We start from the raw sequence: 19,589 nt of genomic DNA on the forward strand, positions 1-19,589 counted from the left end.
GCCACTACCTGATGCATCGGTACAACTGGATACGGCCGCATCAGTTCAATGACGGACTGGCGCCGGCTGTTGCGGAAGAAAAACTTAACGCAGTGTCCGGGGTTGGTTGACCACTACAAAGGTCCCGTTGTCGCAACCAGTCGGAACGCGTGTGTAGCTTGGTGGGATATGGGGCGCGTCTGACTTCGGGTATGCTGAGGCTAACCCGCCACGAGGTAGCCCCATGACTCACGACGAAATAAACGCCTTGACACACAGCCTAATGCGCGAGACGGCGCGTTTGCATGCGGAGCAAGTAGCAATGCGGGAGGGCCGCTTTCTTTACCGGCTTCGTTGGAATCCGCTCGTTTGGGCAGGGGGCTTCCTCGCCCTGTGCTTACTCTGCGCAAAATATGTCCTTCCTTGGATTGCGAAATAAGTAAAGGGAAAGGGGCGATGATCCGCGCCAATATCTGGAGGTCGTAGCCGGAGACGAGGATTCGGGTCTCGCGCTTGGGTAGCGCGAATATTGACTCAGGCCCACCAAGCTGCCCCATTCGGAGGTGGAAAATTCCGACACTCGGTTGTCAATTGTTGAAGCAAGCAAAGGCGCGGTTAGGGTAAATTTACGGCCAGCTTCTTTGAAATCGATTCGATCGTAATTCGACCCGCATAGCCTGCATGCGACCTAATGTCAGGCCGGCATACGCAGACCGAAGCCCCGAGCCGGACTCACCTCGCGCCCGCATCCCCGCCATTGCCGATGCGGGCTTTTTCATTCCCGTGCCGATAAAGCCGCGCAGCATCGAAAGCCGCGGATTCCTGCTCCCGGGCGACTTCGGGTAAATTACCCCCCGAACACCCCCCGCCATCCCATTCCGACCTGGAGCCGCCGCCGCGATGCAGGACCGTCCCTTACCGCTCGACCTGTCCGCCCTCGCGCCTAGCCTGTATGCGCAGGGCACCGAGGAGGGCATCCTCGCGCGCCTGATGGAGCGGATCGCGCCGACCCACCGCTTTTGCGTCGATATTGGCGCGAGCGACGGCCTGCGCAACAGCAACACCGCGCGGCTGCTGCGCGAACAGGACTGGTCCGGCGTGCTGGTGGAAGGCAGCGCGTACCGCTTCGGCAAGCTGGCCGCCCACTACGCGGGCGCGGACTGCGTTCGGCTGCACCACGATCGCGTCCAGCCCGACACGGTCGATTCGCTGCTAGCCGATGCGAACACACCGGCCGACTTCGACCTGCTGTCGATCGATATCGACGGCAACGACTACTGGGTCTGGCGCGGCCTGCAGGCGTACCGGCCGCGCATCGTCGTGATCGAATACAACCCGTACTACACGCCGCCCGAACGCTGGGTCATGTGCTTCAATCCGGATCACGAATGGGACGGTTCGACCTACTACGGCGCGAGTCTCGAGTCGCTCGTTCGTCTCGGCAGGCAGAAGGGCTACGAACTCGTCTGCTGTGACGACATGGGCAACAACGCGTTCTTCGTACGGCAGGACCTGTATCCGTTGCTCGGCATCGCGAACAACGATCCATCGGTGCTGTTCCGGCCGGCGATGTACAAGCTGCGCTACGTCGGGCACAACACGTTCCTGACCGGTCATCCGTATCGGCACGGGCCGGCCGAGCACATCTGAATGAGCCCGCTCGCCGCCACCTTCGACGCGATCCGCCGCGCCTATGCGCTTCGCGGAAGCGACGCGCCGCGGCAGGTCGGCGAACGCGTGTGGCATCTGCCGACCGATGACGGCGGCGTGGCGGTCAAGCTGTACGCGCCCGAGCATCATGCTCGCGCGGCCAAGGAGGCCGCCGTTCTCGCGCACTTCGAAACGCACGGCGACGCCCGCCGTCACGTTCAGACGCTGAAACGCACGACTGCCGGCGAGCCGTTGTGGAGCGGCGCGGGCGCGCATGCGATGCTGACGCGCTGGGAAACCGGTCGGTTCAGAACCTACGATACGTTTTCGCGTGACGAGTGGGCCGCGCTCGGCGCGAGTCTGGCCGCATTGCACCTGGGCCTCGAGCAACTGCGCCTGCCGACGCCGGACACGCTCCGCTCGCGGCTGGCCGCGCTCGACGCGGACGCGATGCGCGTCAGCCTGCTCGATGCATCGCGCCGCGCAGGCTCGAACGACGGCGCCGCGCACCTGCGCCGCTACGTCGATCTCGCGCTGCGCATGCTCGACCGCTACTATCCGGGCAGCATCGACGCGTTTCCCGCCGACGATCCACAACATGCGATTCACAACGACTACAACCAGTTCAACTATCTGTTCACGGGTACGCTGCCGCCGCTCATTCTCGACTGGGAAGCGTCGATCGGCGCGCCGCGCGAATACGAACTGGTGCGTTGCCTGAACCATCTGCCGCTCGAGGCGCCGCAGATGGCCGAGGCGTTCGTACTCGCGTATCGGCAAGTGCGGCCGGTGAATCCCGCGCACATCGGATGGGCGGTCGATGCCGCGTGCCTGCAGCACGCGCTGAAGCTGTGGGTCGTGCAGGGCTGGCTCGACGATCCGTCGCGTTTCGCGGCGCATCTGGACGGCGCGGTGACGATGGCGTCCGCGATGGCGGATGCGCGCGACCGTCTGGTCGCTTTCTTTCTCCGTTGCGTGGAAGCAGGACGCTGAAGTGAATGTGAATCCGAACCCGATCCCGAATCCGGCGCCGTCCGGCGAGCGGCAGCATGTGTTCCCGCCGCCGCTGGATCGCGACTACCGTGTCGAAGGCGGACGCATCCTGACGCGTTCGCTGGAAGCGCATATCGTCGATCACTGCAACCTGACCTGCGCGGAATGCTGTTCGCTGTCGCCGCTGCTGCCCGAGTGGCACGCGAGCCCCGATTCGATCGAAGCCGATCTGCGCAAGGCCGCCAAGGTGCTGCGTCCGCGCATGTTCAAGCTGGTCGGCGGCGAACCGCTGCTGCACCCGGCGCTCGTCGAGCTTGTCGAGCGCGTGCGTGCCACGGGCATCGCGCCCGTGATCTCGGTCACGACGAACGGCCTGAAACTCGGCGAGATGCAGGACGCATTCTGGCAGGCGGTGGATGCGCTGACGATCTCGCGCTACCCGAAGCCGTCGCTGGCGCCCGACCTGATCGCGTACATCGAGCATCAGGCCGCGCATTTCGACGTACGCCTGAACTGGAAGGTGCAGGACGTGTTCACGACGATGAACCGGGCGCAGCCCGGCACCGATCGCGACGCCGCGCAGCGCCTGTATCACGATTGCTGGATTCGGGAGCGCTGCCATATGATTCGCGACGGCATGTTCTACACGTGCACGCGGCCGGCGCATTTCCACACGCTCTACAAGGGCGAGAAGGATTTCCGGTCCGACGGCCTGCCGCTGCGCGACGACGCGGGCATGCTCGACGCGATGCTCGCGTATCTGCAACGCGAAGCGCCGCTCGAGGCATGCCTGCATTGCCAGGGCGGCAGCGCGCCGGTGGCGCCGCATCGCATCCTGAAACGCATTGAAGTGAATACCTTGAAGGCTCGTTATCCATGATCGTCGGTACGCGCGACCCGTTCGGCTTCGACCGGCTTCACTACCATCCGCGCAGCGGCGCGACGGCGTCCGGCATCCGGGAGGTCCTGCGCATGTCGGGTCAACCGGCCGGCGAGCCGGACGCGGCAGCCATCGCGGGCTATCTGGGCGGCGCGCGTCTGGTCGGACGCACCGTGCTGCGCGACGTGCTTGCGGTGCCGCCCGGACACACGCTGATCCGCTCGCCGCAAGGGCTGACGGTGCAGCCGGCGCTCGAGCAGCCACGGCATGCCGATCTGGAAACCGTGCTGCGCGCGTCGCTGCAACGCGCGCTCGACAGCGGCAAGCGCGTCGCGCTGGCGTTGAGCGGCGGGCTCGACTCGGCGCTGTTGCTTGCGCTGCTGCGCGAGCTCGGCGCGCTGCCGCACGTGACGTGCTATGTCCTCGTGACCGACCTGCCGGACTATTGCGAGCGCGACGCCGCACTCGAACTGGCCGCGCAGATGCAGGCTGCCGTGCGGATCGTGCGCGCGAACGAGGCGGATTTCGTCGCGGCGCTGCCCAGAACGACGCATGCGGTCGAGGAGCCGATGTTCAACCTGCATCCGGTCGCGAAGCTGCTGCTGGCCGAGGCGATGGCCGCCGACGGCATCGAGGTGGCCATCACGGGCGACGGTGCGGACCAGGTGCTGCGCCGCGACCGGTCGGCCAACTATCTGCCGTTGTGCCACGCATTGTTCGATGCGGCGTCGGTCGACCTGCATCCGCCGTTCGTCGACACCGCAGTCGTCGCGCATCTGACGAGCGTCGCGCCCGATCCGGACAAGCAATGCCTGCGCGATCTCGGCGCGCGCCTGAACCTGCCGGACCGTCTCGTGCACGGCCCCAAGCGCGGGCGGCTCGCACCCGCGATGGATCTCGCGCCGCTGCTCGATCGCGAACGCACGCGTGCACTCGCGGATGCGCTCGGTCTGGCCGCGCCCACGCTGCAGGCGGATACCGAACGCGTACTGTGGACGACGCTGTCGCTGATCCTCGACCACCTCGATGCCACGCATCGATCAACCTGATTCGCTCATGAAACGCATCCTGTTTTGCGTGGTGCCTGAAAAGGGGCACGTCAATCCCTGCATCGGCCCGGCGCAGCATCTGCGCACCGCCGGCTGCGACGTCGCGTTCTACGCGCCGGCCGACATCAGTGCGCAACTCGACGGGGCGGGCGGCTTCGCGTTCGTCGGGCCGCGCGAGATGCCCGAACGCCACGACCTGTCGCGCGGCGCGAGTTTCGCCGCGAACATTCGCGATGCGGACTGGCTGCGGCACTGGATCCGCACGCTGCTGATCGATCTCGCACCCGCGCAGGTGGACGGCATCCGCGCGGTGCTGCGCGACTGGCGGCCCGACGTGGTCGTGATCGATCCGCTGCTCTATGCCGCGGCGATTGCCGCCGAGCTGGAAGGGCTGCCCTGGGTGTCGATGTCGAATTCGCTGAATCCGGTGCTGCCGGACGATCTCGATTCGGAATTGCTGCGCACCGTGCGATGGCTCGTTCCGGAGCGCACGCGCCTGTTCGCGCGCTACGGGCTCGACGCGCGCTTTCGCGGTTGCGACATCCTGTCGCCGCACCTGACGCTCGCATTCACGACCGACGCGCTGGTCGGCGCGCCGCCGCCGGGTGTCGAACTGGTCGGCCCGGCGCTGCCGTCCGGCCCGCGCGGCGACGAGACGCCGTTCCCGTGGGAACGCCTCGACGCGGATCGCCCGCTCGTCTACATGTCGCTCGGCAGCCAGCTCTACTATCACCCCGATGTGTTCGCGAAGGTCATCGATGCGACGCGTGCGACCTCCGCGCAACTGGTGCTGTCGGTGGGCGAACTGGTCGACTCGGATCTGCTGCCGGCCGACGACGACCGTGTGGTCGCGGTGCGTTATGCGCCGCAACTGGCGCTGCTGCGGCGCACGCAGGCGTTCGTCAGCCACGGCGGCGCGAATTCGGTGATGGAGTCGCTTGCGTGCGGCGTGCCGATGCTGCTGTCGCCGTTCTGCAACGACCAGTTTCATTCGGCGCATTTCGTCGAGCGCGCCGGCGCGGGTTGCGTGCTGGATCTGCAGCAGGCCGGCGTGGCGGACATCGCCGATGCGCTCGAACGCCTGTTGCGTCCCGGTTCGTTGCGCGAGCAGGCGGCGCGAATCCGCGCGAGTTACGCCGGCGACGGCTCGGCGCGGGCGGCCCGCCTGATCAGCGCACTCGCTTCAGGAAACCGCCTGGCGACAGCGTCATGAGCACGCGGTCCTCGATGTCGTGGTCGACCTCGAAGCGGTCGTCGCGGGCGAGAAATTCGCGTACGGCAGTGGCCGGATTGTTGCCCTTGCCGTACGGCTTGCCGTCGAACATCGACTCGGGCAGGTATTCCATGATGGTATCCATCACGATCGCGTGACTGCCGGGCGTCACGAGCGTCGCATAGCATTCGAGTTCGCGCAGCACGTGTGCGTGGGTATGCGTGAGATCGAGGATCGCCATCACGCGCGCGCCGTCGCGAATCCGGGCGCGCACCGATGCGAGCGTGTCGGGCGCGCACGACTCGCCTTCGATCAGCGTCATGCGATGGGCGAGCCGGTGCGCCTGCAGGCGCTGCCTGACCTCGTCGCGCAGGCGCGGTTCGATCGCGACGACATGGCCGCGATCGCCGGCCAATTCCAGCATCGATGCGGAAAACACGACGCCGCCGCCCGCCGCGATGCCGGTCTGCACGATACAGTCGGGGCGTTCGCGCCAGATCAGTTCCTGGAGCGCGAGCATGTCGCCGGGCAGATGGAAGAAGCGCTCGCCGAGCCAGCGGGTCTGGAACAGATGGTCGAATTCGGCGGCGCGCGTCAGCCATTCGATGTTGATGTCCCGCATGCGGGCTGAAGGACGCTCTGACATGGTCAATGCAACAAGTAGGAGTGACGTGGAAACGCTGGCATCGTGGCTGCACCGGCACTGGAACCTGCGGCCGGCGCGCCTGCAGGCGCTGTCGTCGGGCCATACTAACAAAACGTATCTCGTCGAGTGCGATCCGGGGCGTGCGGTGCTGCGTGTGTCGTGGTCCGGCAAGCCGGTCGAGCAGGTGCATCGCGAGGCGACGATACTCGGCCAGCTCGACCGAACGCACGCGGCGCCGATGCGGCCCGCGCTGCCGCGGCTGCGGCCGACCGTGGATGCGCAATCCGGCGTGCAGACGGCCGATGGACGCTGGCTGCATCTGTTCGAGCATATCGACGGCCGCCCCGGCTTGCCCGACGACGCGCAGGCGGGCGCACGCGATGCGATGCGCGTGCTCGCGCATCTGCATGCGGCGCTGGCCGCGATACCGGCAGGCGAATCGGCGCCGCTGGCGTGGCTGTCGGCGCGCCATGCGCGCGTCGCGGCGCGTGCGATGCCGGCGTTGCCGGACGACTTGAACGGCGAATACGACACGGTGCTCCGGCGGATCGGCGTGCTTCTCGATGCCGCCGCGCGCTGGCTGACCGGGCCGGCGCATTGGCTGCACGGCGACTATCACGCCGGCAACCTGCTGTATGAGGGCCATGCGGTGAAGGGCGTCCTCGACTTCGACGATGTCGGGCAGGGGACGCAATGGCTCGAGGCGGCGTTCGCGTCATTCGCGCTGTCGCGCGATGCGGGGCGGGACGATCGCTTCGTATTCGACGCGCAGCGATGGGAGGCCGGCCTGCTCACCTATGTCGAGACGCGTCCCGACCGCGCACCGGACTGGATTCGCGCCAATCGAGATGCGTTGACGGCGCTGTTCTGCGCGGATCAGACGCTGATCCATCTGGAAGCCGCGCAGCGCGGCCTGTGGGTGCCGGGGCCCGGCATCGGTTTTCTCGGTGGCTGGCGTCACTTGCTGGGCGACGCCGCGCGCGGACACTGACGGTCGATTGCTTCAGCGCTTCCGGTTCAGGAACAGGCGCACGGCTTCGACCGTGTTGGGCCGCGCTTCACCGTGCCGCGATCCGTCGTGCAGGCAGAACAGCACGTCGCGATGCCGCGCCGTACAGGCGTCGACATGTGCGCACATCGCGTCGAACAGCACCTGCGGCGATGGTGCCGGCCGCTGCCAGTCGTCCAGTATCGCGGTCCAGCCCGTGTGTTCGCGCTGCAAGCGCATGAGCACGCCGGTGCGATCGTCTTGCGGCATCAGCCCGTACGGGAGACGCAGCGGAATCGCGTCCGGCGCGGGCATGCCGGCTTGGCGATAGGCGTCGCGGATCAGCGCGTCGGTCGCTTCGATCTCGTCGACCAGCACGTCGTCCGCCAGTGCGCCCGGCCGCGCGTGCGAATGAGTGTGATTGCCGAGCCGGTGGCCTTCGTGCGCCATTCTCGCGGCGACGTCGAGCGCGCCGGCCAGATGCTTGCCGAGCAGGAAGAAGGTCGCTTGGCACGATGCGTCGCGCAGCACGTCGAGCAATGGCGGCGTCGAGGGGCCGGGGCCGTCGTCGAAGCTGAAGTGGACGGACATCGCGGGTGGGGGCGTCAAAGGTGTACCGGCGGAACGATCGCGCAGGTCGGTGCAGGTCGCGCGGGCTACTGAATCGGCTCGATGGCCAGCGGACAGGTGCCGATCGGCCGCAAGCGCGCACCGGTCCACTCGTAGAAGAACCGCGCCGCCTTCACGTTGCTGTCGTCGCAATCGTCGTTGAAGCAGCCCGCGACGATCAGCAGCCTGCTGTCGGGGCGGAAATCGACGCGCTCCTCGTCGTTGCCCATCACGCCCGCGACGGCCTGAATGCCGGGCATCGTATACGTCGCACCGGTGTACTTGTCGACGATCGCGAAATTCCGGCAATCCGTTCCGCACCCCCAGATCGCGACGCGGTAGTGGCCGGCGAAATTGGCCGGTTGCGTGAACTCGTCGCGGATGACGGTGCGGTAGAGACGAGCTTCCTTGCCGGTCAGCCGCGGCGCGCGGGCCGGCGTAGGCGGCGCGGTTCCCGGGCGGGCGGGGTAGCGCGCGAACGACGGCGACGGGCAGTCAGCGGCGGATGGCGTCGCGGGCGCCGGCTGGGCCGCCGTCGCCCAGCCGGCCAGCATGGCCGAGGCGCCGGCCGTCAGCAGAAGTCGGTATGCACGCATCACGCGATCGTCCTTGCAGGTTGAGGAGCAGGCCGCCGCATGCACGGCGATCGCACGTGCCCATGCCGATGTCGCGGCGGGCGGGACCCGTTGGTCCCGCAGCGCGATTCTATGATGCTTTGTGTGCGTCGGCCGTATGTTGGTCGTGCGTTGTCGCTGGCCTATGCGTCGGCTTCGACTTCGACTTTGGTGCGGCGAGGCGGGTGAACCGATACCGAACGGATGTCCGCAAGCGGCACCGGCCGTCGGCGCGGCCGGTGCCCGTTTACGCGTCGCACACGTCCTGCATGTCGTCCATGATCGCGCGTTCCGCGAGCGCCACGTAATCGCCCGACGCCGTCCGTTCGACCCGCGCATCGACGCGGTACGCGCGTCGCAAGTGCTGCGGCGTCAAGACGTCGGCGGGCGCGCCGTCGGCGACGAGGCCGTCGGCGCCCAGCAGCACGAGCCGGTTGCAGAATCGCGACGCGAGATTCAGGTCGTGCAGGGCGACCACCACGACCGCGCCGCGCCGGCGCGCCGCGTTGCCCACGGCTTCCAGCGCGAGCAGTTGCCAGCGCAGGTCGAGGGCGCTCGTCGGTTCGTCGAGCAGCAGCAGCGGCGTTTCGCGCACGAGCACCTGCGCGAGCCCGACCATCTGCCGCTGCCCGCCGGACAACCGGTCGAGCGGCGACATCGCCAGCGCTTGCAGCCGCAGCCGCTCGAACACCTGCTGCAGCCGCAGGTCGCGCGCCGCGTCGGACAAGCCGCCGCAGGTCGCGCGCAACGCGCTGCGTACGGCTTCGTACACGAGCAGCGAAGACGGTTGAGGCAGCGTCTGCGGCAGGTAGCCGACCTGCCGCGTGTGCTCGCGGCGCAAGCCGCGCAGCAGGTCGAACCCGTCGAACGCCGCATGGCCGTGCGCTGTCGCGAGCCGGGCGAGCGCCCGCAGCAGCGTCGACTTGCCGACGCCGTTCGGCCCGAGCAGGCCGATCATCGTGCCGGGCATGACGGGGGCGAGCGACAGCCCGTCGAGCACGACTCGCGCGCCGTAACGCACGGTCAGGCCGTCGAGGTGCAGGGCGCGCTTATCCATCGAGCCTCCTGCGCCGGCTGACGAGGATCATGAAGAGCGGCACGCCGACCAGCGCGGTGATGATGCCGATCGGCAGTGTCACGCCGGGGATCAGCGTCTTGCTGAGCACGGATGCGCCGGCCAGCATGATCGCGCCGGCGAGCGCGGCGCCGGGCAGATAGTAGCGGTGCTCGTCGCCGACGAGCAGCCGCGCGACGTGCGGCCCGACGAGGCCGACGAAACCGATGGTGCCGACGAACGACAGCGCGGTCGCCGACAGCAGGCTGATGCGCACCAGCGTGACGAGCCGCAGCCGCTCGACCGCGATGCCCATGCTGCGCGCCTGTTCGTCGCCGGCGCGCAGCGCGGTCAGCGACGCGACGTCGAAGCTCGCCCAGACGGCGCAGGCGCCGAGCACGCACGACAGCAGCGCGATCTTGCTCCACGTCGCGCGTGCGAGGCTGCCCATGCTCCAGAACACGATCTGCTGGAGCGCGTTCGCGTCCGCGAGAAACTGCAGCAGCCACAGCAGCGCCTCGAAGCTGAACATCAGGCCGATGCCGAACAGCACGACGGTTTCCGTGGTCGCGCCGTGTCGCCACGCGAGCCAGACGATCAGCAGCGTCGCGAGGCTCGCGCAGCAGAACGCGCCGAGCGACAGCGCGATGTTCTCGTTCCAGAGCACGACGTGCCAGCCCGAGATCACGACGAGCGATGCGCCGACGCTCGCGGCGGCCGACATGCCGAGCGTAAACGGGCTCGCGAGCGGGTTGTTCAGCACCGTCTGCATCTCGGCGCCGGCGAGGCCGAGCGACGCGCCGACCAGCACGGCCATCAGCGCGTACGGCAGGCGCACGTCCCACAGGATCACGCGCTGTTCGAGCGGCAGCGCATCCGGCCGGAACAGTCCGGCGACGAGATCCGCGATCGGGAACGGCGAAGGGCCGGTGCCGACGTCGACGACGAGCAGGGCGCCGAGCACGCCGGCGAGGAACAGCAGCGCGCCGACGCGTCGCGCGGCGACTGCGCGGTAGCGCTGCTTCAGCGAAGCGGCGGCAGTGGCGGCCGTGGCGGCAGCGGGTGACGTGGCGCTCATGCGGCGTCTCCCGTGGCGGGTTCGCCGGCGATGCGCGCGGCGAGCATCGCGCTGGGTACCACGACGCCGCCGTGGTCCTCGCCGTCGATCAGGTGGAATGCGGCATCGAGCCCCGGACGGCGGCCGACGCGCCGGACGAAATCGCGGGCGGAGCTGACCTGCCTGCGCGCCTGTTGCCGGCGCATGCGTTCGGCGTCGGGATTCGACGTGTCTTCCTCGCGGCTGCCCGCGGTGACGAGCAGCCGCAGGGCGGGCGCGAGCGGCGCCGCTTGCGCGGCGAACCGGTCGGCATAAGGCAGCAGCGCGCGGTCGCCCCACCAGATCGACGGGCTCGCCGCGACATAGCGCCCGAAAAGGTGCGGGCGCGTGAGCATCGCATACAGCGTGAGCAGGCCGCCGTACGAATGACCGAACAGCGTCTTGCGCGCCGGGTCGACGGATACCTGCCGGGCCAGCCAGGGCTGCACCTCGTGCTCGATGAAATCGAGGAAGCGATCCGCGGCGAGGCTGCGTCCGTCCGGCAGCGGCGCGAGCGTGTAGTCGTCCGCGCGGGCGGCCATGTCGTACGGCCCGTCGGTCGGATAGCCGATGCCGAGCACGACGGGTTCGGCATCGGGCGTGCCGTCGGGCCGCGCGCGGCGATTGCGGACGAGTTGCGCGGCAAGCGGGAACAGCGCGTTGCCGTCGAGCACGGTCAGCACCGGATGGGGCGCGGCGCCGGCCGGTTCGGCGGGCAGCGCGACGAACAGCCGGCGGGTCTTGCCGGCGACCGTCACGTCGAACTGATGGCTGTTCGGCACCTGGACGGCGGGCGCCGCGTCGAGCGCCGGCCAGCCTTGCGCCTGCGCGGCGAAAGCGGGCGCGAGCCGGCCGCCGAGCGAGCCCGCGAGGCCGGCGACGAGCAGCGAGCGGCGCATCGTGGAAGAGGGCGACGCCATGTCAGGAACCTTCCTGCACCCAGTATTCGCCTTGCAGCGCAACGGGCTGGAAGCGTCGCACCATGGTGTCGAACGTGCTGCGCGGATCGAGATCGGCGAACAGTGCGGGATGCAGCCATTTGGCCAGGGCCTGCACCGCGACGACGTTGAAGGGCGAGTTGTAGAAGTGATGCCAGATCGCGTAGGCCCGACGCTCGCGGACCGCGCGCAGCGGCGCGATCTGCGGGCGCTGCAGCGACCGGTCGAACGAGCGGGTGGCGGTGTCGCGCGACACGCCGGCGCCGAGCGCGATGCGCAGCGGTGCGCTTTGCAGCGTCTGCGTCGAGCCGATGCCGGTGCCGATGTAGAAATCGGGCTGGCGGCTGAGCAGGTATTCCGGATTCAGCGTGCCGTGCTCGCCGGGCACGCGGCCTTTCGCGATGTTGTTGCCGCCGGCGGCGTCGAGCAGGCGGCCCATCATGCCCGTCATCGTGTCGCAGCAATCGCTCGACAGGCCGACGCGGCTTTCGAGGAACACGCTCGGCGCGGCCGGTTTCGCGTTCGCGAGCCGGGTGCGGACGAGATCGAGCTGCGCCTGCCAGTAGGCGTTGAAATCCGCCGCGCGCTGCGGCGCGCCGAGCACCTGGCCGAGCAGTGCGATGCTGCGCGTCGTGTTCGCGAGCGGGTCGTGGCGGAAGTCGACGAAGACGATCGCGACGCCCGCGGCCTCGAGCCGCGCCAGCGTTTCGCGGTCGCGCTCGCCGGGGCCGTGGCCGCCGCCGAGACCGAAGATCGCGACTTGCGGGCGCAACGCGAGCGCCCGTTCGTCGCTGAAACTGCCGGACTGCGAGCGACCGATGCGCGGCACGTCCTTCAGGTGCGGAAACCGGTCGAGCCATTGCGCATAGCTGGCCGGGTCGAGTTGCTCGAAATCGCCCATCATGCCGACGAGACGGCGCGCGGGATCGGGATCGACGACCGCGAGCGCGGGCAGCAGGCGCCCCTCGCCGAGCAGCACGCGTTCGACGCGCGCGGGAATCTTGACCTGCCGACCGGCGAGGTCGGTCACGGTCGTGTCCGCGTGCGCCGCATGCATCGCGAGCCAGCCGCACATCCATGCGCCGAGCATGGCCCACATTCCACTTGTCTTTTTCACACGACTCCCGATACGATATAAATGATAATAATTCTCATTTAATTGTAACCGAGCAGCGGGGCATCGACGCATGCCGGCTGTTTGATCCAGCGACGAAACAGTTTGTGCGGGCGCACGGCGCACGCGACGGGGTATCACGACATGACAGCGCAAACGTCAGCTGCTTTCCATTCCGGCGGCCATCGCCATGCCGCGCACGTTGCGCGGATCCGCGAGGTTCGCCCGGGCCTGTGCATCCACGCGGACGACGCGACCGACGAACTCGACGCGGTGATGTCGGGGCAGTGCACGCCGGGCCTGCATCTCGTGCTGTTGCTCGAAGGCGCGCTCGACGTGTCGTACGGCGACCGGCGTGTGGTGCTGACGACGGACGGGCGTCGTGCGAGCCGCGCCGCGCCGCCGCCTTCGCTCCGGATGCAGTCGTTCCTGCTCAATGCGGTGCAGCCGGATACGTTCCGCCGGCGGCTCAGCAAGGGCGGTTATGCGCGGCGGGTCAGCCTGGCGATGTCGGGCGAGTGGCTGGGCCATCTGCAGGCGGCAAGCCGTGGCGCGTTGCCGGAGCGGCTCGATGCGATGCTGTCCGCGCACCTGGCGATCCGCTTCTGGCAGCCGACGCCGCGCGCGACCGCGCTGGCCGAGCAGATCGTCAGGCCGCCGACCTGCCAGCCGATGCTGCAGGCGATCTACCTGGAAAGCCGGGTGCTGGAACTGCTCGCCGAAGCGTTCGCGCCGCTCGAGGCCGACGCGCAAGCGCGGCAGGCCGCGGACGCGGCGCTCGGATCGCGCGACTACCGCCGGATGGCGGAATTGCGCGCGTTCCTGGCGAGCGATGCCGCGCAGGATCTGTCGCTCGACGATATCGCACGCCACGCCGGCATGAGCGCCAACGCGATGCAGCGGCAGTTCCGCGCGGCCTACGGCACGACGGTGTTCGACTTCATCCGCGAGCATCACCTGCAGCGCGCGCGGCTGGCGCTCGAGCGCGACGCGGTCAGCGTCAAGCAGGCCGCGGCGCTGGCCGGCTACACGAGCGCGGCCAATTTCGCGACCGCCTACAAGCGCCGCTTCGGCGTCACGCCGACGCTCGCGCGCCGCAGCGACCGCCGCTGACCGCACGGCCGACGCCGCTCAAACGAGTTCGAAGCTTACGCAAATATTTCGGCACATTACATGTTTCATAATGGAAATGAGAATCAATCACATTATGAAACGTCGAAAGTGCCACCATGTCGAGTCAAGCTGCGAACCTTGCAATGAAGCCGGCCGTCGTTGCCGGCCTGTGTCTGATGGGCGTGTCGGGCGCGTGGGCGCAAACGCCTGAGCGGCCGGCCGAGCCGGCGGTCGCGTCGGCCGTCGCCGCCGCGCCGGTTGCCGGCGATGCGCCGGCCCCGACCGCGCTGAAGGAAATCGTCGTCACGGCCAGCCGTCGCGAGCAGGCGATCCGCGAGGCGCCCGCGAGCATCTCGGTGATCGATCGCAACGACATCGAGGCGAAGCCTTATACGTCGCTGGCCGAGATCGTCGGCAATGTCGAGGGCGTGAGCGTCGTCGGCGCATCGCCGAACGACCAGGACATCTCGATTCGCGGGATGCCCGGCGAGTACACGCTGCTGCTCGTCGACGGCCGCCGGCAGAACACGCGTGAAACGATGAACCGCGGCACCTCGGGCGTGCAGTCGAACCTGATGCCGCCGCTTTCCGCGATCGAGCGGATCGAGGTCGTGCGCGGGCCGATGTCGTCGCTGTACGGCGCCGACGCGATGGGCGGCGTGATCAACGTGATCACGCGCAAGGTCCCGAAGCGCTGGGGCGCCACGATCACGGCCGGCAGCGTGTGGCAGCTCGAATCGAACCAGGGCGATACGCAGAGCGTCGACTTCTGGCTCGGCGGCCCGCTGAAATCCGACGTGCTCGGGCTGCAGGCGTCGGGCCGCCTCCTGCATCGCGGCGAGGACAGCATCTATTACCCGAACAGCGGAACGGGCGGGGCGAACGGGCAGCGGATCGGCAGCTTCGACGTGAAGCTGGCGGCGAAGCCCGCGAGCAATCAGGACGTGAGCGTGAACGTCGGGCACGAGCAGCTCACCTATCTGAGTACGCCGGGCAAGAGCGATGCGCCGCTCACGCCGCGCACGGCCGCGACGGCGATCACCGAGACACGGCACGTGCGCGATTACTGGGGCATCACGCACGACGGCCGCTGGGGCTTCGGCAACACCACGGTGTCGCTGTACGGCGAGCGCGGCGTGCAGGACCAGTGGACGCCGGTCGGGCGTTCGCCGGTGAAGCCGGCGCTGACCGACACGATCCTCGAGGCCAAGGCCGAGGTGCCGTGGTGGGGCGAGCGCAACATCCTGACCGTGGGCGGCCAGCACATCTGGTCGCGGCTGTCGGGCGTCAGCGTGCAGGATGCGGTGCCGAAGGGCCACGGCTCCAACGCGGATCGCGTCACGCGCGACGCATGGGCGCTGTTCGGCGAAAACGACTATTTCTTCAACGACCGCTTCACGCTGACGACGGGCGTGCGGCTCGATCACGACGATCGCTACGGCAGCCACGTGAGCCCGCGCGTCTACGGCGTCTACAAGCTCAGCCAGGCGTGGACGGTGCGCGGCGGCGTGTCGACCGGCTTCCGGCCGCCTTCGCTGCGCCAGAGCACGGGCGGCTACTGCATGACGTCGGGCGGCGCGGCGGGCGCGACGCCCGGCACGCTGTGCGGCAATCCGGATCTCAAGCCGGAAACGAGCCTGACCGAGGAACTCGGCGTGCGCTACGACATGGGCGACACCTATGCCGGGCTGACGCTGTTCAACAACCTGTTCAAGAACAAGGTGTCGAGCTACGACACGGGCAAGCCGGACCCGCGCTCGCCGGGCCGCAACCTCTACGTGTACGACAACATCGACCGCGTCAAGCTGTACGGGCTCGAACTCGGGGCGGGCACGCGCGTGCTGCGCACGCTGAAGGTGTCGGGCACCTACACGCTGACCCAGTCGCGCCGCGAAGGCAGCGGCGAGAAGGCGTTCAACGGCAGCTCGCTCGACGGCTATCCGCTCGACAAGACGCCCAAGCACAAATTCAACGTGCAGGTGGACTGGACGCCCACGGCCAAGCTCGACCTGTACGCGACGGCGAACTACATCGGCAGCGAATACTGGGCGGCGTTCCGCAACGGCGCGCAGGGCGTGCGCGAACGGCCGTCGACGACGACCTTCGATCTCGGCGGACGCTACCGGATCGACAAGCGTTTCTCCGTCAACTTCGCCGTGCTGAACCTGACCAACAGGATGGTTCCGATCGACGACCGCACGCGTGCGACCGGCGTGAACGGCAACTGGCTGGTCGATCAGGGGCGCCGCGTCGCGGTGAGTGTCACCGCCGAAATGTAACGGCATGGCCGGCGCGCCGCGCCGGTTCGTTCAATCTGGAAACCGATGTCATGAAAGCCCTGTCACGAATCTCCAATCCATCAGCATTCCATAGCATGAGGTCGGCCGCATGCCGCTGTCCGTCCGTCATGTCCGATGCGGGCGCCCCGCAGCCCGTTCCCGGCGCGTCGACGCGCTTCCTGAAACGCGTTGCACAGGTGCCGGCATGACGGCGTGTGTCGAGTCCGAGATCCGTCCGGCGCCGTTTGTCAGCACGGCGGAAGTCACGTGCGCGCAGGCCGATCGCGTGCTGTTCAAGCTGTGCAAGCACTACGCGATCAAGGTGCCTGTCGTGTTCGACGCGCACCGTGCGACGGTCGACTTTCCGTACGGCACCTGCCGGATGGAGCGTACCGGCGACCTGCTGCGGATACGCTGCGAAACCGATTCGGCCGACAAGCTGGCGCAGATGCAGTACGTGATGGCCGAGCATCTGGTCCTGATGTCGCGCAATCGCGAACTCGCGATTGCATGGCAGCGGGCGGACTGACGGCATGCGGCTTCCGTTCGACGTCGATGCGGGATGCCCGGGCGCTTTTTCGCGACCGGTGCGCGGTGCGACGGTCGCTCGGCGACCGGCACGTGCAGCGGCGGGGAGGCGCGCGGCGCTGCGCCGCGGCGCCCGCGACGCCGCGCGCCCGCACGGGCGGGCCGACGTGGCCGGCACACGCCGGCCTCCCTTCATTTCTTCCTTGCGAACCGATCCATGTCCACCGCTTCCACCGACACCGTGAACGCGCCGGCCGATGCCGGCGCGTCGTTCCTGCCGCTGCTGCTCGCGAACTTCGCGATGGTGGCGGGCACCTATGCGTTCGTCACGATCGCGGGCCCGATGGCGCGGCGCATGAAGCTCGAACCGCTGCACATCGGCGCGATCATCGGCGTGGTCGGGCTCGTCTGGATGCTCGCCGCGCCGCGCTGGGCGCGGGCCGCGGACCAGCGCGGCCAGCTGCCGGCGATGCGCGCGGCGATCGGCGGCTTCGTCGCCAGCTCGTTGCTGCTGACGGGCTACGTCGGATGGGCGCTGCGCAACGGCGGCTCGGCCGTCCCGGCCGTCTGGGTCGGCTTCGTCGCGCTGCTCGTGACGCGTGCGGCCATGGGCGGCTGCTACGCGGGGCTGCCGGTTGCCGCGACCGCGTGGATCGCGGACCGGACGGCCGTGACGGGACGCGCGGCGGCGATCGCCCGGTTCGGCGCGGCGGGCGCCGTCGGGATGGTCGTCGCGCCGCCGCTCGCGGGCTGGATCGCCGGGCACGACATGACGCTGGCATTGGGCGTGTTTGCGTTGCTGCCGCTGGCAGGGCTGGCCGGATTGCGCCGGCTGCGCGACAGCGGCGAACACGCGACGCGGCAGGCGCCGCCCCGGCTGAAACCGACCGAGGCGCGGCTGCGGCTGCCCTGGTTCAGCGCGCTGGCGCTGTACAGCGCGGTGATGATCGCGAACAGCGCGCTCGGCTTCTACGTGATCGACCGGCTGGGCGTGAGCGCGGCGGCGGCGCCGCTGACGACCGGCTATGTGCTCGGCAGCGCCGGCCTTGGCCTGATCGTGACGCAGGCGCTGGTCGGGCGTTTGCGGTCGGTCGCTCCGGCGCAGTGGCTGCGCTGGGGGGCGCTCGTGGCGGCCGCCGGGTTCGCCTCGGTCCTGATGGCCGATGCGGCCCGGCCGCTGTGGGTGTGCGCGAGCTACCTGGTCGCGGCATGCGGAATGGGCGCGGCGTTTCCCGCGGTGGCGGCGCTGGCGAGCGAGCGCGTGGCGCCGCACGAGCAGGCCGCCTGCGCGGGGGCGATGTCGATGGCCCAGGGGCTCAGCATGGTGATCGGTCCGCTCGTCGGCGCCATGCTGTACGAAATGCATCCGGCCATGCCGTATGCATCGATCGGTGCAATCCTCGCGCTCGTTGCCGTCGCCGCGGCGCGGCCCGGATCGCGGGCACGGCACGCGTAGCGGCATCCGCATCCGCGTCGGGCGGCGTGCCGCGCGACGCCCGTCGCGCGAACGACGGGCCGCCGCCGCCGCGAGCGACGTCAAGCTTTGTCAAATTGTCGAAAATTCGCGCCGCCGGGTGCATCCGGCAGCCTCACGGGGGCTGTCATGCGCAGGTCGATTGAGTATCCTTGGATTCGATTCGCGGTACTCATGCAGTCACAACCGGGAGGCTTTACATGAACGCACGTTTCTACCGCGCGGCCGTTGCAGGCGCGCTGATCGGATGGCTTGCGCCGTTTTCGGTGGCCCATGCGCAGCTGGGCGACGTCCTGAAGCAGGTCGGAGGCGGCGGCGACTCGGGCGGCAGCGCGGGGGGCGGTGCGCTCGGCAACCTCGGCGGCCTCGGCGGCGCATTGACGGGTGGCGGCGGTTCGTCGCTGATGCCGGGCAGCACCGGCAACGTCGCGGGCCTGCTGCAGTTCTGCATCCAGAACAACTATCTCGGCGGGGGCGCCGGCGGCGCGTCGTCGGTGAAGGACGCGCTGATGGGCAAGCTCGGCGGCAACGCGTCGTCCGACAGCGGCTATACGAGCGGCGCGAGCGGGATCCTCGACGCAGGCAACGGCAGCAAGCTCGACCTGAGCGGCGGCGGCCTGAAGCAGCAGGCGACCAAGCAGATCTGCGACAAGGTGCTCTCGCAGGCGAAGTCGCTGCTGTAAGCCGTACCGCGCGCGGCGGCGCCCGGGGCGGTGCACGGCGCACCGACCCCGCCGGTCGTCGCGACAGCCGCGCGCATTCCGACGCAATCACGGGCGGCCGCGCGATGCCGCGGCCCGCGCGCATGCGCTCAATCGGCCAGCCGCTTGTCGGCGAGCGCCTTGCAGCAGTCTTCGTATACCCATTGCACGAGTTTCGCCCGATAGTCGAGATCGTCGGTATCCACGATTTCCTCGACCGCGTCGCGCGCCCACGATGCGTCGACGAACCCGGCGTGCCGCTTCGCGATGTCCTGCGCGACCGCCGCGAGCCGGGCGATCGCGAGCCAGTCGGCCTGGCGGTGATGGCGGTCGAGCCAGCGGTGCGCCGCCTGGACGTGAAACGCGGCGTCCGGCCACGATTCGTTGAGGTAAAACGCGCCGAGGTTGCCGCAGGTGAGCCAGCAAAGCAGCTCAAGGCGGTCTTGCGAGCCGAGGGTGTGGGATGCGTCGGACATGGCAGCGCTCACGAAATGCGTCGATTCCGGGCGGCGCCGGTTGCAACGGGCCGGTGCCGATAATAAAAACATAGCACGATGCGGGCCCGGTCGCGCACCCGGGCGGATGCTGATTCGGCGCTGGCGGAATGGATATTGCGCCGGCGCTCGCGGCCGACGGCGGGAGGCGCGTGCGACGGGAATCGGAAGGGCGGG

Annotated in this window: 20 protein-coding genes; 11 read left to right on the forward strand and 9 right to left on the reverse strand. The window is 68.9% G+C overall.

All coding sequences use genetic code 11. The features are described from left to right. Positions 1–879: 879 nt before the first annotated feature. Genes GQ56_RS0137180 through GQ56_RS0137200 form a run of 5 tightly spaced genes read left to right on the forward strand, consistent with a single transcriptional unit; the run spans position 880 to position 5,764 of the window. Complete coding sequence (locus tag GQ56_RS0137180) at positions 880–1,629, forward strand: FkbM family methyltransferase (protein ID WP_031403466.1); 750 nt, start codon at positions 880–882, stop codon at positions 1,627–1,629. After that, entirely contained in the window at positions 1,630–2,622 is a 993-nt protein-coding gene (locus tag GQ56_RS0137185; protein ID WP_031403467.1) for an aminoglycoside phosphotransferase/kinase family protein, read from the forward strand. A 1-nt stretch (position 2,623) separates the two neighbouring features. Further along, entirely contained in the window at positions 2,624–3,502 is an 879-nt protein-coding gene (locus GQ56_RS0137190) for a 4Fe-4S cluster-binding domain-containing protein (RefSeq protein WP_031403468.1), read from the forward strand. Then, the gene (locus GQ56_RS0137195; protein WP_031403469.1) at positions 3,499–4,551 is read left to right on the forward strand and encodes an asparagine synthase-related protein; all 1,053 of its coding nucleotides are present in this window, start codon (positions 3,499–3,501) and stop codon (positions 4,549–4,551) included. Before GQ56_RS0137190 ends, GQ56_RS0137195 begins: the two co-directional genes overlap by 4 nt. 7 nt (positions 4,552–4,558) lie before the next feature. Further along, the gene (locus tag GQ56_RS0137200; protein ID WP_031403470.1) at positions 4,559–5,764 is read left to right on the forward strand and encodes a glycosyltransferase; all 1,206 of its coding nucleotides are present in this window, start codon (positions 4,559–4,561) and stop codon (positions 5,762–5,764) included. On the opposite strand, the gene GQ56_RS0137205 is transcribed toward GQ56_RS0137200, so the two are convergent. Further along, a complete protein-coding gene (locus GQ56_RS0137205; protein ID WP_031403471.1) occupies positions 5,721–6,410 on the reverse strand; it encodes a cephalosporin hydroxylase family protein in 690 nt (229 codons plus the stop codon). The two genes, GQ56_RS0137200 and GQ56_RS0137205, sit on opposite strands and share 44 nt — an antisense overlap. Positions 6,411–6,435: 25 nt before the next feature. Between GQ56_RS0137205 and GQ56_RS0137210 the strand changes: the two genes are divergently transcribed. Beyond that, complete coding sequence (locus GQ56_RS0137210) at positions 6,436–7,401, forward strand: phosphotransferase (protein WP_031403472.1); 966 nt, start codon at positions 6,436–6,438, stop codon at positions 7,399–7,401. Between the two features lie 12 nt (positions 7,402–7,413). On the opposite strand, the gene GQ56_RS0137215 is transcribed toward GQ56_RS0137210, so the two are convergent. The 6 genes from GQ56_RS0137215 to GQ56_RS0137240 form a co-directional block, all read right to left on the reverse strand. Continuing rightward, entirely contained in the window at positions 7,414–7,989 is a 576-nt protein-coding gene (locus GQ56_RS0137215; RefSeq protein ID WP_031403473.1) for a polysaccharide deacetylase family protein, read from the reverse strand. Positions 7,990–8,054: 65 nt separating this feature from the next. Beyond that, positions 8,055–8,603, reverse strand: coding sequence for a hypothetical protein (locus GQ56_RS0137220; RefSeq protein ID WP_031403474.1), 549 nt, complete (start codon positions 8,601–8,603; stop codon positions 8,055–8,057). A 265-nt stretch (positions 8,604–8,868) separates the two neighbouring features. Next, complete coding sequence (locus tag GQ56_RS0137225) at positions 8,869–9,678, reverse strand: ABC transporter ATP-binding protein (protein WP_031403475.1); 810 nt, start codon at positions 9,676–9,678, stop codon at positions 8,869–8,871. Then, on the reverse strand, positions 9,671–10,753 hold the full coding sequence (locus GQ56_RS0137230; protein WP_031403476.1) for a FecCD family ABC transporter permease: 1,083 nt from the start codon (positions 10,751–10,753) through the stop codon (positions 9,671–9,673). Before GQ56_RS0137230 ends, GQ56_RS0137225 begins: the two co-directional genes overlap by 8 nt. Further along, complete coding sequence (locus tag GQ56_RS0137235; protein WP_031403477.1) at positions 10,750–11,691, reverse strand: alpha/beta hydrolase; 942 nt, start codon at positions 11,689–11,691, stop codon at positions 10,750–10,752. Before GQ56_RS0137235 ends, GQ56_RS0137230 begins: the two co-directional genes overlap by 4 nt. Before the next feature lies 1 nt (position 11,692). Further along, positions 11,693–12,808 (reverse strand): ABC transporter substrate-binding protein, encoded by a 1,116-nt coding sequence (locus GQ56_RS0137240; RefSeq protein WP_031403478.1) that lies wholly within the window; start codon positions 12,806–12,808, stop codon positions 11,693–11,695. A 159-nt stretch (positions 12,809–12,967) separates the two neighbouring features. On the opposite strand from GQ56_RS0137240, the gene GQ56_RS0137245 reads away from it, so the two are divergent. From GQ56_RS0137245 to GQ56_RS0137265, 5 genes are all read left to right on the forward strand, one after another. Further along, positions 12,968–13,936, forward strand: coding sequence for a helix-turn-helix transcriptional regulator (locus tag GQ56_RS0137245; RefSeq protein ID WP_031403479.1), 969 nt, complete (start codon positions 12,968–12,970; stop codon positions 13,934–13,936). A 116-nt stretch (positions 13,937–14,052) separates the two neighbouring features. Next, on the forward strand, positions 14,053–16,215 hold the full coding sequence (locus GQ56_RS0137250; protein ID WP_031403480.1) for a TonB-dependent receptor domain-containing protein: 2,163 nt from the start codon (positions 14,053–14,055) through the stop codon (positions 16,213–16,215). A gap of 205 nt (positions 16,216–16,420) precedes the next feature. Then, entirely contained in the window at positions 16,421–16,744 is a 324-nt protein-coding gene (locus GQ56_RS0137255) for a DUF2218 domain-containing protein (RefSeq protein WP_031403481.1), read from the forward strand. A 216-nt stretch (positions 16,745–16,960) separates the two neighbouring features. After that, positions 16,961–18,199 carry an MFS transporter gene (locus GQ56_RS0137260; protein WP_031403482.1) on the forward strand — a complete coding sequence of 413 codons (1,239 nt, stop codon included), beginning with the start codon at positions 16,961–16,963 and terminating at the stop codon, positions 18,197–18,199. A gap of 218 nt (positions 18,200–18,417) precedes the next feature. Further along, positions 18,418–18,900, forward strand: a complete 483-nt coding sequence (locus GQ56_RS0137265) for a DUF2501 domain-containing protein (RefSeq protein ID WP_031403483.1) — start codon at positions 18,418–18,420, stop codon at positions 18,898–18,900. 128 nt (positions 18,901–19,028) lie between these two features. Here the strand turns inward: GQ56_RS0137265 and GQ56_RS0137270 are convergent, their stop codons facing one another. After that, complete coding sequence (locus tag GQ56_RS0137270; RefSeq protein WP_031403484.1) at positions 19,029–19,394, reverse strand: hypothetical protein; 366 nt, start codon at positions 19,392–19,394, stop codon at positions 19,029–19,031. 8 nt (positions 19,395–19,402) lie between these two features. After that, positions 19,403–19,589, reverse strand: a 187-nt coding sequence (locus GQ56_RS46830; protein ID WP_235212828.1) for a hypothetical protein, incomplete at its 5' end; no start/stop codon positions are given.

Source organism: Burkholderia paludis, from assembly GCF_000732615.1.
Taxonomy (GTDB): domain Bacteria; phylum Pseudomonadota; class Gammaproteobacteria; order Burkholderiales; family Burkholderiaceae; genus Burkholderia; species Burkholderia paludis.

Coding starts and splice junctions, on each gene's coding strand:
- GQ56_RS0137250 (WP_031403480.1), top strand. CDS start 14,053: ATGTCGAGTCAAGCTGCGAACCTTGCAATGAAGCCGGCCGTCGTTGCC.
- GQ56_RS0137245 (WP_031403479.1), top strand. CDS start 12,968: ATGACAGCGCAAACGTCAGCTGCTTTCCATTCCGGCGGCCATCGCCAT.
- GQ56_RS0137220 (WP_031403474.1), bottom strand. CDS start 8,603: ATGCGTGCATACCGACTTCTGCTGACGGCCGGCGCCTCGGCCATGCTG.
- GQ56_RS0137205 (WP_031403471.1), bottom strand. CDS start 6,410: ATGTCAGAGCGTCCTTCAGCCCGCATGCGGGACATCAACATCGAATGG.
- GQ56_RS0137180 (WP_031403466.1), top strand. CDS start 880: ATGCAGGACCGTCCCTTACCGCTCGACCTGTCCGCCCTCGCGCCTAGC.
- GQ56_RS0137235 (WP_031403477.1), bottom strand. CDS start 11,691: ATGGCGTCGCCCTCTTCCACGATGCGCCGCTCGCTGCTCGTCGCCGGC.
- GQ56_RS0137215 (WP_031403473.1), bottom strand. CDS start 7,989: ATGTCCGTCCACTTCAGCTTCGACGACGGCCCCGGCCCCTCGACGCCG.
- GQ56_RS0137225 (WP_031403475.1), bottom strand. CDS start 9,678: ATGGATAAGCGCGCCCTGCACCTCGACGGCCTGACCGTGCGTTACGGC.
- GQ56_RS0137195 (WP_031403469.1), top strand. CDS start 3,499: ATGATCGTCGGTACGCGCGACCCGTTCGGCTTCGACCGGCTTCACTAC.
- GQ56_RS0137240 (WP_031403478.1), bottom strand. CDS start 12,808: ATGTGGGCCATGCTCGGCGCATGGATGTGCGGCTGGCTCGCGATGCAT.
- GQ56_RS0137200 (WP_031403470.1), top strand. CDS start 4,559: ATGAAACGCATCCTGTTTTGCGTGGTGCCTGAAAAGGGGCACGTCAAT.
- GQ56_RS0137255 (WP_031403481.1), top strand. CDS start 16,421: ATGACGGCGTGTGTCGAGTCCGAGATCCGTCCGGCGCCGTTTGTCAGC.
- GQ56_RS0137260 (WP_031403482.1), top strand. CDS start 16,961: ATGTCCACCGCTTCCACCGACACCGTGAACGCGCCGGCCGATGCCGGC.
- GQ56_RS0137185 (WP_031403467.1), top strand. CDS start 1,630: ATGAGCCCGCTCGCCGCCACCTTCGACGCGATCCGCCGCGCCTATGCG.
- GQ56_RS0137265 (WP_031403483.1), top strand. CDS start 18,418: ATGAACGCACGTTTCTACCGCGCGGCCGTTGCAGGCGCGCTGATCGGA.
- GQ56_RS0137270 (WP_031403484.1), bottom strand. CDS start 19,394: ATGTCCGACGCATCCCACACCCTCGGCTCGCAAGACCGCCTTGAGCTG.
- GQ56_RS0137230 (WP_031403476.1), bottom strand. CDS start 10,753: ATGAGCGCCACGTCACCCGCTGCCGCCACGGCCGCCACTGCCGCCGCT.